The organism is Bartonella sp. LB28NMGDW (genome assembly GCF_042194435.1).
Taxonomy (GTDB): Bacteria; Pseudomonadota; Alphaproteobacteria; order Rhizobiales; family Rhizobiaceae; genus Bartonella; species Bartonella grahamii.
Genome location: NZ_JBHIMX010000007.1, coordinates 21,383 through 38,334 on the forward strand (window position 1 = coordinate 21,383; position 16,952 = coordinate 38,334).

11 protein-coding genes, 2 tRNA genes and 5 pseudogenes are annotated in these 16,952 nt (G+C 35.8%); 9 read left to right on the forward strand and 9 right to left on the reverse strand.

The genetic code is table 11. The features are described 5' to 3' along the window. Window positions 1-3: 3 nt before the first annotated feature. A tRNA-Leu gene (locus ACFIKG_RS05550) sits at window positions 4-88 on the forward strand. A gap of 99 nt (window positions 89-187) precedes the next feature. Here ACFIKG_RS05550 and ACFIKG_RS05555 read toward each other — a convergent pair. The 3 genes and pseudogenes from ACFIKG_RS05555 to ACFIKG_RS05565 all read right to left on the reverse strand — a co-directional run bounded on the left by ACFIKG_RS05555 (window position 188) and on the right by ACFIKG_RS05565 (window position 1,369). Next, window positions 188-392 (reverse strand): annotated as a pseudogene (locus tag ACFIKG_RS05555) (helix-turn-helix transcriptional regulator). Window positions 393-460: 68 nt separating this feature from the next. Beyond that, window positions 461-1,049 (reverse strand): annotated as a pseudogene (locus ACFIKG_RS05560) (lambda exonuclease family protein). 68 nt (window positions 1,050-1,117) lie between these two features. After that, on the reverse strand, window positions 1,118-1,369 hold the full coding sequence (locus ACFIKG_RS05565) for a hypothetical protein (protein WP_375651888.1): 252 nt from the start codon (window positions 1,367-1,369) through the stop codon (window positions 1,118-1,120). A gap of 62 nt (window positions 1,370-1,431) precedes the next feature. Here ACFIKG_RS05565 and ACFIKG_RS05570 point away from each other — a divergent pair, with 62 nt between their 5' ends. Then, window positions 1,432-1,764 carry an antA/AntB antirepressor family protein gene (locus tag ACFIKG_RS05570; protein WP_375651889.1) on the forward strand — a complete coding sequence of 111 codons (333 nt, stop codon included), beginning with the start codon at window positions 1,432-1,434 and terminating at the stop codon, window positions 1,762-1,764. 37 nt (window positions 1,765-1,801) lie between these two features. Continuing rightward, a complete protein-coding gene (locus tag ACFIKG_RS05575) occupies window positions 1,802-1,924 on the forward strand; it encodes a hypothetical protein (protein WP_375651890.1) in 123 nt (40 codons plus the stop codon). An 84-nt stretch (window positions 1,925-2,008) separates the two neighbouring features. Here ACFIKG_RS05575 and ACFIKG_RS05580 read toward each other — a convergent pair. Together ACFIKG_RS05580 and ACFIKG_RS05585 are read right to left on the reverse strand one after the other, a co-directional pair. After that, window positions 2,009-2,309, reverse strand: a pseudogene (locus ACFIKG_RS05580) (BrnA antitoxin family protein). A gap of 6 nt (window positions 2,310-2,315) precedes the next feature. After that, window positions 2,316-2,509 (reverse strand): annotated as a pseudogene (locus ACFIKG_RS05585) (hypothetical protein); the annotation flags it as partial. Between the two features lie 150 nt (window positions 2,510-2,659). Here ACFIKG_RS05585 and ACFIKG_RS05590 point away from each other — a divergent pair. Further along, window positions 2,660-3,047, forward strand: a pseudogene (locus ACFIKG_RS05590) (hypothetical protein); the annotation flags it as partial. A 326-nt stretch (window positions 3,048-3,373) separates the two neighbouring features. Here ACFIKG_RS05590 and ACFIKG_RS05595 read toward each other — a convergent pair. The 3 genes from ACFIKG_RS05595 to ACFIKG_RS05605 all read right to left on the reverse strand — a co-directional run bounded on the left by ACFIKG_RS05595 (window position 3,374) and on the right by ACFIKG_RS05605 (window position 7,547). After that, window positions 3,374-4,345, reverse strand: coding sequence for an outer membrane protein (locus tag ACFIKG_RS05595; RefSeq protein WP_375651891.1), 972 nt, complete (start codon window positions 4,343-4,345; stop codon window positions 3,374-3,376). 560 nt (window positions 4,346-4,905) lie between these two features. Then, complete coding sequence (locus ACFIKG_RS05600) at window positions 4,906-5,178, reverse strand: hypothetical protein (RefSeq protein WP_375626209.1); 273 nt, start codon at window positions 5,176-5,178, stop codon at window positions 4,906-4,908. Next, window positions 5,172-7,547 (reverse strand): mechanosensitive ion channel domain-containing protein, encoded by a 2,376-nt coding sequence (locus ACFIKG_RS05605; protein ID WP_375651892.1) that lies wholly within the window; start codon window positions 7,545-7,547, stop codon window positions 5,172-5,174. Before ACFIKG_RS05605 ends, ACFIKG_RS05600 begins: the two co-directional genes overlap by 7 nt. A 179-nt stretch (window positions 7,548-7,726) precedes the next feature. Here ACFIKG_RS05605 and ACFIKG_RS05610 point away from each other — a divergent pair, with 179 nt between their 5' ends. From ACFIKG_RS05610 to ACFIKG_RS05625, 4 genes are all read left to right on the forward strand, one after another. Further along, window positions 7,727-8,104, forward strand: a complete 378-nt coding sequence (locus ACFIKG_RS05610; RefSeq protein WP_375648630.1) for a hypothetical protein — start codon at window positions 7,727-7,729, stop codon at window positions 8,102-8,104. Window positions 8,105-8,195: 91 nt separating this feature from the next. Further along, window positions 8,196-10,709, forward strand: a complete 2,514-nt coding sequence (gene secD, locus ACFIKG_RS05615) for a protein translocase subunit SecD (protein ID WP_375626215.1) — start codon at window positions 8,196-8,198, stop codon at window positions 10,707-10,709. Window positions 10,710-10,808: 99 nt separating this feature from the next. Then, window positions 10,809-12,560 carry a YbaL family putative K(+) efflux transporter gene (gene ybaL / locus ACFIKG_RS05620; protein WP_375627221.1) on the forward strand — a complete coding sequence of 584 codons (1,752 nt, stop codon included), beginning with the start codon at window positions 10,809-10,811 and terminating at the stop codon, window positions 12,558-12,560. 15 nt (window positions 12,561-12,575) lie between these two features. After that, window positions 12,576-13,529 (forward strand): YbhN family protein, encoded by a 954-nt coding sequence (locus tag ACFIKG_RS05625; protein WP_375627219.1) that lies wholly within the window; start codon window positions 12,576-12,578, stop codon window positions 13,527-13,529. A gap of 1,307 nt (window positions 13,530-14,836) precedes the next feature. Here the strand turns inward: ACFIKG_RS05625 and ACFIKG_RS05630 are convergent. Then, window positions 14,837-14,912, reverse strand: a tRNA-Lys gene (locus ACFIKG_RS05630). Window positions 14,913-15,349: 437 nt separating this feature from the next. Here ACFIKG_RS05630 and ACFIKG_RS05635 point away from each other — a divergent pair. Further along, entirely contained in the window at window positions 15,350-16,918 is a 1,569-nt protein-coding gene (locus ACFIKG_RS05635) for a TerC family protein (protein ID WP_375651893.1), read from the forward strand. The last annotated feature ends 34 nt before the right edge of the window (window positions 16,919-16,952 follow it).

Below are 16,952 nucleotides of genomic sequence, written 5' to 3' on the forward strand. Positions count from 1 at the left end.
TGAGCCCAGATGGCGGAATTGGTAGACGCGCAGGTTTCAGGTACCTGTGCCGCAAGGCGTGGAGGTTCGAGTCCTCTTTTGGGCACCATTTTATTTATTAAACATATTGAAATATATAGATTTTTTCTTTAAATAGCCATTTTCAGACCAGCTTTTAGACCACCTTATACGGTTTATACAACTTTACCTAATTTACTCCTATTTTCTCCTTATTTTTCTTTGGAGTGACGGTTAAGATCTCTTTCTTTCTCCACCTCACTGCTCTACCTAGCTTATATAGTTCTGGAAATACCCCTTTGAAATACCCAATTACAAATTGTGGTTGTGGATACACTAAAAAGCTTTGCACATTCACGGGTTGTTACATATCTATCTCCATCATCAAGTATCATCTCATTGCCTTTCTCTTTTTTATATTAATTAAATGGGCGGGGGTGTTGGGGGAAGCACCCCCATAGGTTTAAGCGGCTTTTGTCAAAATCTTGTGCATCTCTTGTTCTATTTCCGCTAAGAAGGTTTCAACAGTTTTATTAATCTCTTCAATGTGTTTCTCATCATGGAGGATGCGTTTGATTTTCATTCTCAAACCAGTAGATTTACCTACAAAGTTTGGATTATAGTCCATGAAATCACACCATTTGCGTCCGGTGCATGCCATTTGGAATTGCATCTGTACGTGATATTCTGGCTTGATTTCGTCATATACAAAAAAACGAAGATGAGTCGTTGATTGTGAACATTTGACTTCAATTAAACCGTCCTCTCCAATGAACCCATCAGGACTTGCATCAACTATTTCTATTGTAGGATGTTGGATGAATCCACATTCTATTATATCGACATTATAAATGAATGCATATTCTTTCAAGGTATCATCCTCATGTTCAATGCCCCATTGCATAGCAGGTGTTGTATGAGATTGGCTTATTTCTCCTGTTAAGCGCTCTTATTATGAGTTTCATTTTGTAATCTTCACATTTGCTTTTCAGAAAACATTTTGCTGCCTTACTGAGTACGCTGTAGACATTAGATGCGGTGACTTTACCCAAGCGTGCTTGAAACTATTCTGCTGTTCGTTGCTCCATCTCACACCGCCGTTTGTTGCTCTTGTTGTGCTTTATTCATTTGCGAGAGCATTGCTTTTTTTCAAAGAAAACAAAGCGGTTTGTGCTTGTTTATAAGACATATCTGTGAAGTTTTTTACTCCTATGAAAGAGAGAAGCTTACTTTCATCCGATCTTGTCTGTTCTATTAATTCTCTGATCTCATTCATTTGTTCAAGAGAGACACCTGAAAGAAGCATTGTTCCATCGTGCGTAGGTGAGAGTAGAACCAACCGCTTGGATGTTATTTTTGCTCCCTGCAGCATCAAAAGGAAATATTCCTTTTATTGAGTGTCAATCAAAAACATCTAAACACAAGGAGTTATTTATGAACAATCTTATAGAAATTAGAGAACAGGTTATTAATCCGGAAGCTGTTCAAACAGTAAACGCACGCGAGTTGCACACATTTTTTGGAATAGGAAAACGTTTTTCTAATTGGATTACAGATCGTATTAATCAGTATAAATTTGAAGAAGGAAAAGATTTCATAAAAACACAAGATTTGCGGTTCCCAAAATTGGGAAGCGTAAAATCTAGGGCTGTTACAGCAATTAATTATCACCTTAGATTAGATATAGCAAAAGAGTTCTCAATGGTTAAACGCAATAAGAAAGGACGTCAAACATGTCGCTATTTTATTGAATGCGAAAAAAGTTGAAAAGCCAATCTGTTGATTATGAATTATTTTCTTATGAGTGTTTAAAAAAACTGCCGGTGTTGAAGAGATCTTAGGATTGATGATAAGACGTTTGTTAGATGCAAATGGACTCGAAAAAGAACTTGAACATTATAAAGCTCTCATTAAAGAAGTAAAATAGGTCTTAAAAAGATCTTTCATGAAAGCTGCATAAGTAAAAAACAGAAATCCCCTCCTCTTTCTTAAAAATGAGGAGGTGGTTGGTTTAGATACCACTTGCTTTTTTAAGACTTCCCCATACGCACGCGCCAGTCTCTCCCCGGTTTCTTACAAAGAGGCAATAACGTTTTGGTCAAGAAATAAAGTAACCGCCTATTTGGGAGATTCAACTGGTAGACGCCCATATTTGCGGCGTTCTTGTGCTACATATAAAAAAAAGAAGCAGGTAAAACTTCTTTAGCTGGCTTTAGGCCTACAAGTTCTTCATCTGTTAGTGGTGGGGAATCCACAGCGTCCCAATCTTCTTTTGTGTAGCCACATCCTGTTCCAAAGGTTTTTTTAGTCATTGAAAACCTCTCTTTCTTATTCTCTTGAGGAAAATTGATAATCGACACCGCTTCATTGCCAAGCTTTGCAAAAACAACAACTACGATGCCATCAGAAAAATGTCCAATAGCCCTCATGCGATTTGAATTTGTGCATCAATAAGAGCATGTTCCCAGTCAAAGTAAATAACATCAGCAAAATCAAGCTTATGTTTATCAATGTTTAAAGCTCTTTATTGGTCCATCCTACACTATCTTCATATACTTTTATGTACACGAAAAATATCACACCATCAATAAAATTAAAGTGTACAATAATTCGCACAAACCATTTAAAATAGAGAAACTATGAATAAAAAAAACGGCATAGCATATCGGTTCGTGCGTTTGTCAGCAAGATACGTGTCTCTCCTAATACGGTTGTTTCACGATTTAAAACAGGCAAATTTGATGAGGCTCTTTTTGAAGATGGTTCTATCAATGAAGCTCTTGCAATAGCCATATGGAATGAGAATCCAACAAAGCGCCCTGCTTCACTTTTAGCGCCTGATGGACAACCACAGACAAAGATAAAACAAGCCTCCACAGATGGAGCCAATGAATACAAAATAGACACTGGAGCAGATGCAAGTTCCGCTTGAAAGCGAAAAAATTGCACTTGAACGACTACGCGAAACAACCGTCGACCGTGAAGAAGTAAAGAGAGCAGCCCGTGAGTTTGGAAGAGCGCACCGTAATGCCATGTTGAATTTTCTTCATCTTCTAATTGTTTAGATAGAAAAACTATCTTTAAGTTTACTTTTTTAACGCTATAACGATATTATCATGTGATAACCGCAATAATACAAAAAACGAATCATTCCTTCTTTGCAAATAAATATTTTAACTATACCTTGTGAACCAAAGAATTTTTATTCTTAACAATTAAGAATTTAAATAATTCTTTCTTATCTCCTCATCATCACTCAAAATCAAAGACCCTTTCTTCACTATAAAATAGCATTTACAATGCATACCATTTAAAAAATAAAGGCCCTATCAAAGAGATAGAACCTTTTAAATTTAAGCTCCTTTATCCTACAAAACTAGAATTTGTAAGCTATTCCTGCGCGAAAATCATTCGTCTTATACTTAACTTCAATCTCGTCTTTAAATTTCTTTTTACCAAAATCTGAGTAACGATACTCCGCACGCACAACAAGATGATCTGTCATTGCAAAATCAACACCACCACCGAGAGTATAACCAATCATTGTTTTTGTTACATCTGATGTCCTATTAAAAGGCTCATCTCCCGTAATTATTGTCGACAAAATATCTTGAAACTGTCCATAAGCGACACCACCAGCAATATAAGGCATCACACGCCCCGCAGAAAACCCAACACGCACCCGTGTAGCACCTGTCCATTTTTGTTTTAACGTATGATTAAAAGTTAAACTGTTTTTCTCTTCTTTACCCTCTGCAACAGAGCGAGAAAAGCCTCTACCCTGGCCCTTGACAAGTTTTGCCCTTTTTCGACTTTTTTCTTCAGTGCCCGCTCCTTCAGTGCCCGCTCCTTCAGTGCCCGCTCCTTCAGTGCCCGCTCCTTCAGTACCCGCTCCTTCAGTACCCGCTCCTTCAGTGCCCGTTCCACCAGCACTCGATTCATCAGCATGAAATCTTGTTTTTGTATCCTTTTTTTCCGTTAAAAGCATATCCGTATCAATCCCCACAATAAAATTATTACCGAGATCAAAATTAACACCTGCATAAAAACCACCTATAAATCCAGAAAGCTCAGGCATATACTGTTTCTCGACAGGTATCCATGGTTTACTTTTACTCTCCTCATCAGGATAGAGAGGAATATCAACATCACGCGTCATTGCAGAAGTCTTACCTGAAAAGCCACCCACTTGCCCCCCGAAATAAATACCTGCCCAAGAAAAAGGTGAAGAAGCAACAACTTCTGAGGCAACGTGTACTGGCTCCTCATGAGCCACCACATCTGCAGCCTGTACTATAGAAGATGAAATCAAAGAAAAAAAAGATGCTGTTATAAATTTTGTATTCATAAAATTATACCCCATTGCTAAATTTAAATATAATCAAAAATCACATTTAGAAAAACAAAGTTTTATAAAATCTTATGCCGAAAAATCGCATGTACTCCTTTATAGTTACATTTAAATCTATCACTAGATTAATATATAATTACATCAAAATTTAATATTATCAAATAAATTTTAAAATATTAGAATAATGAATACTTCAAATAATAAATATTTAATAAAAATACCTATTATATTTTTTAAATGATAAAATATAAAGCATTTTGTATCAAAACAAACGCAAAAAATAACAAAATAGTATATTTTATAAATTTTTTTATGAGAAAAATTCTAAAAATGATGTAACTATTTTTAAAAAATCGATATTCATTAAAAATATTATAAATACCTCAATATTTTTATATCCAAAATGCATACTTTAGATTCTATATAGTATAAAAAATATACCTATTTTATACTACAATCATACCTTTTTTCTACCATTTTCTAAAGGATGAGATTATTAATACGACAATATCATTATCCTTCTAAACATTATCTCTAAATAAAAATTCTCAATCATTTTATTTAAAAATTGCTCTTCCCCTACTGATTTCTATATTATCATCTGCCTTTATTGCAAAACGGTCTTTATTAGGAAAAGTTATAAAACATCCCTTCATACAAATTGTAATTGTTTGATGAGTATTTAAAGAAACTTTTGAAGGTATACTTCCCTCGACAACAATGAGAGACTGTACCTTTAAATCTGTATTCTTCACTGTTGCGGCAAAAGCTGTTATGGTAAAAATATTCAATAGAATAACTGTAATCAAAGCATAAATATATTTCAGCATTCTAAGATTCCTTCCTCAGCAAAACGCTTATATAAGACAAATCGAAGAGCATTGGTTACATGAGAAGGTGAGGTAATATTAGGCACATAAATAGCTAAATTAAAGGAAAAACTCTTATGATCAAATGCTGTAAAACTCACCTGCGGGGTAGGATTTTTTAAAACGCCTTCTGTTGCAAAAGCAATCTCCAACAAAATTTCAGCAACATGCTCTGGAGCAACTTTAGATGATACAGTAACTGGTATATCAATTCGTCCTACTTTATTACGTCTAGTCCAATTACTAACGTTGTTATTAATAAGGCTTGAATTGGGAATAATAATCGTCTTACGCTGAATGGTCTCAAGTTCCGTTGCACGCACACTAATACGCTTAACAACACCACCTACTGATCCAGATTCTATATAGTCTCCTATTTTAAACGGTCTGCCAACTAAAATAATAAGTCCAGAGACAAAGTTTTGGACAATATTCTGTAAACCAAAACCTATACCAAGTGAAAGTCCTCCAGCAATAAGAGCGAAATTTCTAAGATCCAAACCTGCCATTGACAATCCCGTCAAAGCAGACACAACAACGCCTCCATAACTTATCACTGTTTTGATAGAATTCCGTATACCAGAATCAAACTCTCCATGGACCAACACCACACTATCTAACCAACCAATAAATCGGCGAATAAGAAACCAGCAAACACAAAAAGAAATAATTCCTGTTATAATAGAAATCAAAGAAAGAGTAATATTTCCAATCTGAAAACCAGTAACCAATTGCCACAATACTGCTTTCAAATCAGAATAGGAAAATCCAAACTGTACAGCAATTGGCATTGCACAAAATACAACAACAAATAAATTAAGAAAAACGCTCACAAAAACTCCCAATTGATTCATCGTTTTTTCTTCTAAATGAAACCTCTGCATCAAAAGATGACCAACCGTTGTTTTCATAAATTGGCCTTTAGTTCCAAGTGCTTGAGCGCTTTGTATTCCTAAATACATGAGAACTAAAAATGCTCCACCAATCATAATTTGCTGCATAATAAAACGTGCAAGACCAACATAACCTAAAAGATTTAACACAAAGAGCAGTACCCCCAAGCCAATAAGAGGAATGCGTATATAAAATGGCCAAAAGTATGGTTCTTTTTTTTCTCCTTGAAAACGCTTACGTCTAAATCGCAAAGGTACAAATGATATTATAAACAGCAATATCGCTACAAGAAAAACAGCAATAAAACTTTTAGCAATTGTCAAAGATAGAGGCGCTGAAATGATTTGATAAATACTATCAAGAACAGCATCAAATGCCAACACACCCGCTAAAGAAGTGAGTAAAATCACTAATTGATAAGCAGACGATGGTGCAATACTGAGAAGACGCGCATGGGGCATATTCGAAGATAAAAGAACAATTGCTAAGCGATTGATTAAAAATACTAAAATAATCTGACAACCTATCATATCAAAAACTGTTGTAAGCTTACCTAGATCTAAGTTAAAACTACGAAACAAAAACAACACAAGATAAACGCAAAGAGTACATATAAGCGAAGGTAAGAGAACTGAAATAAAGGCGATCAATAAGCGTTGTAAATAAGATATTTCCTCATTAGACTTCCTAAAGTGGCAATACACATGAACAAGAACTTTTCGAGAAAAATACGAAAGACCCAAAGTGATAAAAAGTGGAATTAAAAAGGAAAGAAATAGTTGTAACAACTTGAAATAAAATATAAAATTCCACCAAGAATTTAACAACAAAAGAAAATCTGATGAAGCCTCTTTTGTTTTTTGGGCGAGCTGTTTAACCATCGGAATCGAAAACTCAAACCTATACGTAAGCGTGCGTTTAAAAAGCTCCCGAGATTGAGAAATAGAAAGTTCAGCTATCCCATTTGCCGCTAAGAAAATTTCTTCAAAACGAAGCATGATACTGTTAATTTTAGCTTTTTGCTCTATCAAGTAAGAATACTCTTTCACTGAGCTTTTCAGTTTTTTTACGTCACGATGAAGCTCTGTTAATTGATCAAGAAGTGTATTAATCTCATTAAGAGGAGGACGCAAAACAAATGCTGCCTCAATAGCACGTTCACTGATATCTTGTGCACGTAACCGCAATTCTTCTAAAGAACGCTCATCTTCTGACTTTCTGTCAAAATCTCTTTTTAAAGTTTCACTATTTTCTTCAAGAGTCTCAATAATCAACTGTTGTTGTTGAATAATTTCATCAACTGAATAAGAATCTATTGTTTGTTCGACAATTGTATTTTGTGCACCCCTATTCCCCCATGCACCAGAATTAAATACAAAGATAATCCCCAAAAGAAGGAAAAGTATGTGGATGTTTTCTCTACAAAATGAATACATATCGACCTTATGCGCACAAAAAGGATTTTATCCCCCCTCCTTAATATGGTATAAAGCAGATATTTTCAACTTTTGTAGAATAATCTTATAAAAGCTTTCCCTTATCCTATAATACTGATAATAAGAGAAAAGGATAATAAATAAGCTGAACTCAATAAGATTAAAGAAGGCACTCTAGCATGTGTTTTTTGCACCTCTATTGCAAAAAAGAAAATTTTCTTCCTTTGACAACTTGGATTTTTCTATCCAGTTTAGGTGTATTCTTGACGAGCAACCTAGGAACGCGTGCCTATTTGATCAAACAGTCACACACTAATAATACCATTAAAACGAATAGATTTGATTTACACAATAAGCGTGATCAGTTGAATGTTACCACAACTGAAAACAAAAAACTTGTAACACTCCATACAGAATCTATTTTTACGAGAACCCTTCAAAAAATCCTAATATTGGATTTCTTTTTAATAAAGATTCCAGCTATTGATACGCGATTTCGTAGCGTTAAAACGCAATATTTCTCAAATAAACGCGCTCCTCCTAATGAACACACTTAAATTCTCTTCCTTGAATATAAAACGATCATCTTATTTTACTTGTGCTTTTAACTTTGAATAACTGTTAGATTGCCTATTAGCGGAATATATCATGCGTACACCTGGTTGGTTAACTACCCTTTATTGTTTTATTCTTTTAAGCAGCATTTATGTTGCCTTACCCAATTTATTTTCATACGAACAAGTTAAAAACTCGAAATTCTTACCCGACACCCGTGTAGCACTTGGTCTTGACCTTCAAGGAGGCTCTTCTCTCCTGCTCGAGGTTGATAGCAAAACGTTAAAACGCGATCAGTTACACATAGTTTTAGGCAGTGTACGCAATGTATTGCGTGAAAAACAAATCCGCACCTCAAGTGTGCGTATCGTTGAAGATAGCATTATTGCCCTTATTTCTGATCCATCGCAAACTGAAAAAGCACTCTCTGCTTTGAAAACATTAATAACCCCCATACACAGTAGCTTTGGTACAACAGAACATAACATCACGATCAGTGCTCAAAATGAAACTCTCCGCGTCACATTAACGGAAGCTGGTATAAAAGACCGTGTAAGCAATGCTATTGAACAAAGCTTAGAAATCATCCGTCGCCGTATAGATCAAGTTGGTGTTTCAGAACCAGCCATCCAAAAGGTCGGAAATGATCGTATTATGGTCCAATTGCCCGGACTACAAGATCCAAAACAACTACGTGATCTTTTAGGAACAACCGCTAAGATGAGTTTTCATCTTGTTCCTTCTAATGTGGACCCCAATAATCCCCCTATAGGTGTTTCTATTCTTCCTGGATATACTGATGCAACACAACATTATGCGATTTATGATCAGATCGCTTTAGATGGAAATGTCCTGAAAGATGCCCGTGCAGGTTTTGACCCCCAAATACCAGGACGTTCCATTATTTCATTTACTCTAGATTCCGCTGGTGCAAAAATATTTGCCGATATAACACGACAAAATATTAACCGTCCTTTTGCTATTGTTTTAGATAATAAGGTTTTAACCGCTCCGACCATCAATAGTGTCATTCCCAATGGACAAGGCCAAATTACAGGAAACTTTGACCCAAAAGAAGCCTCAACTCTGGCTGCTTTGCTTCGTGCTGGTTCCCTCCCCGCACCACTCACGGTCATTGAAGAGAGAACCGTAGGTCCAAATCTTGGTGCTGATGCCATCCAAATGGGACTTTACACCGGCATAATTGGCTTTATTCTTGTTGCAATTTTTATTTTTCTTCTCTACCGCATTTGGGGATTAATTGCCAATATAGCACTAGCTCTACACACGATTTTAACATTTGCTGCACTGAGTCTTTTGGGAGCTACGCTTACCCTGCCTGGTATTGCTGGTATTATTTTAGGCATCGGTATTGCCGTTGATGCTAATATTCTCATCAATGAACGTATCCGTGAAGAAAGTCGAAAAGGTGTGGGTGCTTTTGCAGCCCTAGATCGTGGATTTAAACACGCTTTTGCAACCATTGTTGATGCAAATGTTACAGCAATTATAGCGACCGTCTTACTATTTTGGTTCGGTACTGGTCCCGTTCGTGGTTTTGCCGTAACAATGTTGCTTGGTATTATCATCTCCATGTTTACAAATATCACCATTGTACGCATCATCATGATTTGGATCGTTCGTAAATGGAAAATTAAAAAATTGCATATTCACTCTGCTTTCAACATCCTGCCACAAAACACAACTTTCCACTTTATGAAAGCACGCTTCATTGGTATTGGCGTCTCAATTGTTTTATCAATGGCTTCAGTTTTTCTCTTTTTTAAGCCTGGATTGAATTTCGGAATTGATTTCATTGGCGGAAGCCAAATGAGTATTACCACGAAAGCACCAGCAGATCTAGCAACTCTGCGTTCCAAGCTTTCTACTCTTAATATTGGTGAAGTTACCTTGCAAAATATTGATAACGAAAATACCGTATTAATTCGCATGCAGAAACAAAGCGGTAGCGAAGCACAACAAACCATCGCCATTGATAAGGTCAAAACAGCTGTACAAAATATCTATCCCGATACCACATTCGATCAAATAGAAGTTGTTGGTCCCAAAATTTCAGGCGAGCTTGCCACAGCTGCTTTTACTGCTGTTATTCTTGCGGCTATTGCCATGTCTCTCTATATATGGTTACGCTTCGAGTGGTTCTTTGCCATTGGAGCAATTATCACTCTCATTCTAGACACCACAAAAATGATTGGCTTTTTTGCTTTATTTCAATTTGATTTTAATTTAACGGCTATCGCTGCACTCTTAACAATTGTTGGATATTCTATAAATGATAAAGTTGTCGTCTATGATAGGATGCGCGAGAATATGCGTCTTTATAAAAAAATGCCGTTGCGCGAGCTGATTGATCTGTCAATTAATCAGGTTCTTGTACGTTGTTTTTTTACATCAGCCACAACAATTCTTGCTATGCTCCCCATGGCGATATGGGGTGGAAGTGCTGTGCATAATTTTGCATTGCCCATGGTCTTTGGGATTATTATTGCAACATCATCCTCTATCTTTATTGCTGCTCCTATTTTACTCCTGCTAGGAAATTGGTGGCGTGAACGAAATAATCGTGCGAATACCAAAGTGAAATAAAAATGCCATTTAATACGTATGATACATTTCGCCTCTCTTCTCATAGAAATATAATCATTTTCATTCATTCGCTTTTTGATCAAGAATAGTAAATAATCCATGCTCCACGACACACCACTTATCACAACTATTGTTGCAGGTTTATGTTTAGCATTTCTCTTGGGAATGATTGCTAGCCGTTTGCGTATTTCACCACTTGTAGGCTATTTGTTAGCTGGTGTTATTGTGGGACCCAATACAGGCGGATTTAAAATAGATTCCGTCATCATTAATCAACTTGCTGAAATTGGCATTATTTTGCTGATGTTTGGTGTTGGGCTCCACTTTTCATTAAAAGATCTTTTATCTGTCAAAGCTATTGCTGTCCCCGCTGCTATTGCACAAATGGCATTTTCTACTTTTCTAGGTTTGTGCCTTGGTTTGATTATGGGATGGGGCTTCAGTGGTAGTTTGATCTTCGGTCTTGCTTTATCCATAGCAAGTACTGTTATCCTGCTACGTGCTTTGCAGGAGCGTCATCTTATTGAAACAGAAAAAGGACGCATTGCAGTTGGATGGTTGATTATTGAGGATTTAGCAATGGTCCTTATACTTGTTCTCATCCCTTCCTTGGCAAGTGCCATCAGCAATACCAAAAAAGAAGCGTTTGATCCTCTTGTTCAATGGTTGGATTTAAGTATTTGGGGTATTTTTGGTCTCACCATCCTGAAAGTGATTGTATTTATTGCACTTATGCTCGTCATTGGGCGACGCGTTATCCCATGGCTTTTAAAAATGAGCGCACAATCGGGATCCCGTGAATTATTTCGTCTTAGCGTCTTTGCTATTGCATTAGGAGTAGCTTTCGGAGCCGCTCATTTATTTGGTGTTTCCCTTTCTCTTGGTGCTTTTTTTGCTGGTATGGTCATGAGTGAATCAGAATTAAGCCACCGTGCCGCAGAAGAATCTTTACCACTGCGCGATGCCTTTTCTGTTCTCTTTTTTGTTTCTGTAGGCATGTTATTTGACCCAGAGAAACTCTTAACTCATTTTTTTCCTCTCTTAGCAACCTTATTCATTATCGTAATCGGAAAATCTGCTGTTGCCTTTTTCATCGTTAAGGCTTTTCGCTATTCTAATGCAACAGCTTTGACTATTTCTGCAAGCCTTGCCCAAATCGGAGAATTTTCCTTTATCCTTGCTGGTTTAAGTTTAAGCTTAGGACTTTTAAACAATGACGCTCATGATTTAATTCTTGGAGGAGCAATTTTTTCTATTTTGCTCAATCCTCTTGTTTTCATTGCCTGTAATAAAATTAAAAAACGTCTAGAAAAAAATTCTGCATCTTCACAAAATGCCCAAACAATTATTGATATTGATCCACAAGATCCCGACCAAGATTTTTTACCGATGACCTTAAAAAATAACCATATCGTAATTATTGGCTATGGTCGTATTGGTAAGTGTGTTGCATTATCTTTAATAAATAGAGGTAAACCTGTAGTGATCGTAGAAGAATCAAAACGCCTCTCTGATAAAGCGATTGCAGATGGCTTTGAGGCTATTTGCGGCAATATCATTCAACAAGAAATAATGGACGCAGCAAATATAAATAATGCACATAAAGTTGTTATTACAATGCGAAGCACCATTGAAGTAGGAGAATGTATCGTGAATATACGTGATATGAAGAAAGATATTCATATAATCACACATGCATTATCCGACACAGAAACAGCATATCTCATTGATTTAGGTGCTGATGTTGTAGTAACGGATGATGAAGAAATTGCCAATGGCATTATGGAGTATATAACGGAACGAAGATCTGTACGGAATACGCTCAACCATGAAAATTTACAGAAAACATAAAATGGATAAAGAATCGTGAAAATAAAGCAATTTATATGGCCCTTGATTGGTATCTTAGCAATGCTGATATCTATTCGGATTCTTTATATGAAACTCTCTGCCATTTCATTTGGGGATGTATTGGAGCGCTTGAGCGATTTAAATGCACAGCATTGGTTACTAGCCTGTTTATGTTCTCTCCTAGCTTATGCTGCTCTTGCTGGATATGATCGAATTGCCTTGCAACATCTAGGGCATAAAATTTCTTGGATTTTTATCGCTATATGTTCATTTACAACCTACGCTCTTTCACACAATATCGGTGCTTCAGTTTTTTCTGGTGCCGTTGTGCGCTATCGTGCCTATAAAATGAAAGGATTAAACGGAACAGAAATCGCAATATTAGTAGGTTTTTGCTCTTTTACTTTTGTAATCGGAACAATCTTACTTTTGGGAATCGTTTTGGTGCTGCAACCCGAAATTATCACCCTCATTCACAAAGAACTTCCTGAATGGTTAGGAACAACGGTTGGAGCAATTTTACTCAGCTGTATAGCACTTTATACGTTTGGTAGCTGGCTTCAGTTAAAACCCTTACGCTTAGGTAAGAAAATTCAACTTTCTTATCCACGGTTGAAAATTGTTATTCAACAGCTTCTCATTAGCCCTCTAGAGCTTTTAGGAGCAGCAGGAATTATATATGCTGTTCTCCCACACAATGCAGATATTCATTTTATCTCTGTTCTTGGTGTTTTCCTAGCATCTTTTACGATAACTCTTCTCTCCAATGCTCCAGCAGGAGGAGTAGGAGTTCTTGAAGCTCTCTTCATAACAGGCATGCCCAATATAAATCCAACCGATGTTATTGCAGCACTTATTGTCTTTAGAATGTTTTATTTGATTATACCGCTCATCATTTCATTATTTGTGGTCGCCATTTTTGAAGCGCATCAATATTGGAAAAGAGCCTCCAAAACACCACCTGAATAAATAAAAGGCTATCAACGACTTCTTTTTTGTATGCCTATAAAGATTATAATCTATACTAAATTCGATTGTATATGTAAATTAATACAATCATTATTTGTATTTATCTTTTTTATATTGAAACTTGAAGGTCCCCTTTTATAAGAATCTTACTTTACGAAAAACATAGAAATATTTATCTATTTTCCTTCAAAAAAACTCCCATAAAATTGGATACTAAAAGTACTATTTCATAGTGTAATCGATTTTTATGTTAGATAAAGCACATGATTGCAAAACTTTTTGCAAAAAACAAATGCGCAAAATTAAAAACCTCTATCTGAAAATAATTTCATTTTATTGTTTGAAAAGAAAATTTATTATAGATAAAGAATACCTAAAGAACCCTTTTAATGAAAGAGCAAGCCTGCACCATTATACTATTTTTCCAATGTTGTGATAACTTTTAGCGCTTCAGAACGTTAATAAGAATCATTTTTATGCTTTTCTTCAATAGTCTTTATCCACACGTTAATCTCATTTATGATGCAAAAATAATAATTTTAATTAATTCATTATAAGAGGGATTGAAACAAAAGAAGTTTATTACAATAAAGTTTTTTTCAAAAAAGAATAATTAATTATTATAAATCAATATATTATAATGATTCTGAGCAGCTTTCTTAATGTTTATCTTTTTAGCGGTTAAGCTAAAGGCAAAACAGTATAGCGTAACTGTAAGGTCTAATATTTAAAAACTTGAAGCCTTATTAAAGCTTATTTTCTGTCGTTTAGCAGGTATTAGCTTTAAACAATTAAACTGATCTAATTTTATTCCTGTTATGTCCATCTAACTACTTTGTTTTATCTTGATTTATCCTCTTGGAATACTGATGATTATTACAGAGATTTTTTGTTTAAGTAGGAGAGTTATCAAAAAATATCCACGCTACTGACACAACTAAAATGTAAAGTTTCTTCTATCTTTAAACAATATGCCAAAAATCCAAAAAAAATTTAATCAATTTATATTAAAAGAAGTGAAAACTGTTGATTTTTATACCCCTTTAATAACACAATTGTCGGTAAGAAACTTCTCCTTACCAATTGCGATTAAAAAAAAGAAACAATACGCATTAAAAGATCTTTAAATGTCTTTTGGAAGTTCTTTAAGCCCTCTAAAAGTACAAAACCTGATGACTAAGCTATATCAACAATCTTCACTTTTAAACAAACGCATATGGGGAAATCCTACTTCCCAATTTTATTTAGCAACTCGTATCTTAAAAAATTTACGCAATCAATTAAGTTATTTATGGTATAAAATCGAATGGTGGGTGATGAGGGGATCGAACCCACGACCCGCTGATTAAGAGTCAGCTGCTCTACCGACTGAGCTAATCACCCATAAGCTTCCCAAAAGATGAGAATGAGCGTTTCTATAACGCTCCTAAGGATGGATGTCCAGATATTTTGTTGTTTGTTATATAGACTCATTGTCTGTAAGGTTAAAAATATGATATTCTCCACTTGATCTTATATAAAAATAAACCCATTATAAGAAGCTTTATAAATAAATGTTCTGATTGTTATACAGAATCTATAGTTGGAGGATTATCGAGCATAATGCCCGAGCAAAATTTAGAGGAACCTTCTTGTGGTTTTAAGCGGGATGGGGCATCATTTTGTTTTATCAGTAATCACATGCATTCAAGCAATATTTTGCTGGTTTTTTCGTTGAATATAAATTTTTTTACATTCAATGTTCATGATCCAATATACGAATAAAAGCCTATGAATTTTTTTTGTCAATCGCGCGCTTTTAAGCTTCTAAAAGGTAAGGAATGATGGAATGGATCACTGATCCCCATGCGTGGTTTGGTTTGATCACGTTGGTTTTTCTCGAAATTGTTTTAGGAATAGATAACCTTATCTTTATTGCAATTTTAGCTGAAAAATTGCCACTGCATTTGCGTGACCGCGCACGCTTTCTAGGTCTTACTTTAGCATTAATTATGCGGCTCTTCCTTCTTACAGTTATCGGATGGGTTATGAGACTCGATAGGGTAATTCTTTCATTTTCATCTTTTGTCTTTAGTTGGCATAGCTTTATTTTAATCGGTGGTGGAGCCTTTTTGCTCGCAAAGGGAACGCTAGAATTACATGAAAGGTTAGAAGGGGTATCACATGAAAGAAAAACAGGCGTTGCTTATGCTGTTTTTTGGCAAGTAATTGTTCAAATCGTGGTGCTGGATGCCGTTTTTTCACTAGACAGTATTATTACCGCAACAGGGATGATTGCAAAAGAGCAGGCAACAGTTATGTATATCGCAGTCATAGCTGCTATGGGAGTAATGATGTGCGGATCTGGTGTTCTTATGCGTTTTATTAATCGTCATCCCACTATTGTAATCCTCTGTCTTGGTTTTTTGATGATGATTGGTTTTACTCTCATTGTTGAAGGATTTGGTTTTCATATTCCAAAAGGGTATTTGTATGCTGCTATTGGTTTTTCTGTTCTCATTGAAGCTTTTAATCAAATTGGACGTCGTAACCGTGAAAAATTGATTAAAACAAATGATCTACGCAGTAGAACAGCTGATGCTGTTTTGAGGCTCTTAGGAGGAGGAAGTAAAGATAGTCATCTTGCTGAGACCGTAGATGTTATTGCTGAACAGGCTGCAGCTTCTGAGTTGTTTAGACCAGAAGAAAAGGAGATGATTCGTGGTGTTCTCGATTTAGCTGATCGCCCTGTTCGCTCTATCATGTCGCCGCGTAATGAGATTGAGTGGTTAGATTTAAATGCTGATGAAAATGAAATGCGTGAAGAATTACAAAAGGTTAAACATAGCCGCTTAATTCTTGCGCGTGAAAAAGTAGATGAATTTGTTGGCGTTGCGTTGACAAAAGATCTTCTTTTGAATTTGGCTGAGGGGAAAAAAATTAATTGGAAAAAAGCTATGCGAGAACCCCTCGTTGTTCATGAAAATACAAGTGTTTTACGATTGATGGAGCAATTACGTCATTCTTCGATTCAGCTTGCAATTATTGTTGATGAACATGGATCTTTTGAAGGAATTGCAACACCAACCGATATTCTTGAAGCTATTGCAGGAGACTTTCCCGATGACGATGAAGAACTCATGATCGCAGAACAACTTGAAAATGGCAGTCTTCTTGTTGAGGGATATGCTGATATCCGCCGTTTAAGTGGTTATCTTGGGCGTAACCTTGTGGATGAAGCAGATCGTTATACGACTCTGGCAGGCTTTATGCTTTGGCAGTTTGGTCATTTACCAAATGAGGGAGAAAGTTTTGAAACTGATGGTTTACACTTTAAAGTGATTGAAATGGAACGCCGAAACATATCTAAAATCCTTATTTCTCCAATTGTCTTACCAGAAAAAAGCTAATTCTTTTTATAAGCAAGATGAATAAAAAGATTTT

Excerpts from the sequence above, each read along its gene's own strand:
- ACFIKG_RS05600 (WP_375626209.1), bottom strand. The coding sequence starts at position 5,178 with ATGCTGAAATATATTTATGCTTTGATTACAGTTATTCTATTGAATATT.
- ybaL (WP_375627221.1), top strand. The coding sequence starts at position 10,809 with ATGCTCCACGACACACCACTTATCACAACTATTGTTGCAGGTTTATGT.
- ACFIKG_RS05565 (WP_375651888.1), bottom strand. The coding sequence starts at position 1,369 with ATGCTGCAGGGAGCAAAAATAACATCCAAGCGGTTGGTTCTACTCTCA.
- ACFIKG_RS05610 (WP_375648630.1), top strand. The coding sequence starts at position 7,727 with ATGTGTTTTTTGCACCTCTATTGCAAAAAAGAAAATTTTCTTCCTTTG.
- ACFIKG_RS05570 (WP_375651889.1), top strand. The coding sequence starts at position 1,432 with ATGAACAATCTTATAGAAATTAGAGAACAGGTTATTAATCCGGAAGCT.
- ACFIKG_RS05595 (WP_375651891.1), bottom strand. The coding sequence starts at position 4,345 with ATGAATACAAAATTTATAACAGCATCTTTTTTTTCTTTGATTTCATCT.
- secD (WP_375626215.1), top strand. The coding sequence starts at position 8,196 with ATGCGTACACCTGGTTGGTTAACTACCCTTTATTGTTTTATTCTTTTA.
- ACFIKG_RS05635 (WP_375651893.1), top strand. The coding sequence starts at position 15,350 with ATGATGGAATGGATCACTGATCCCCATGCGTGGTTTGGTTTGATCACG.
- ACFIKG_RS05605 (WP_375651892.1), bottom strand. The coding sequence starts at position 7,547 with ATGTATTCATTTTGTAGAGAAAACATCCACATACTTTTCCTTCTTTTG.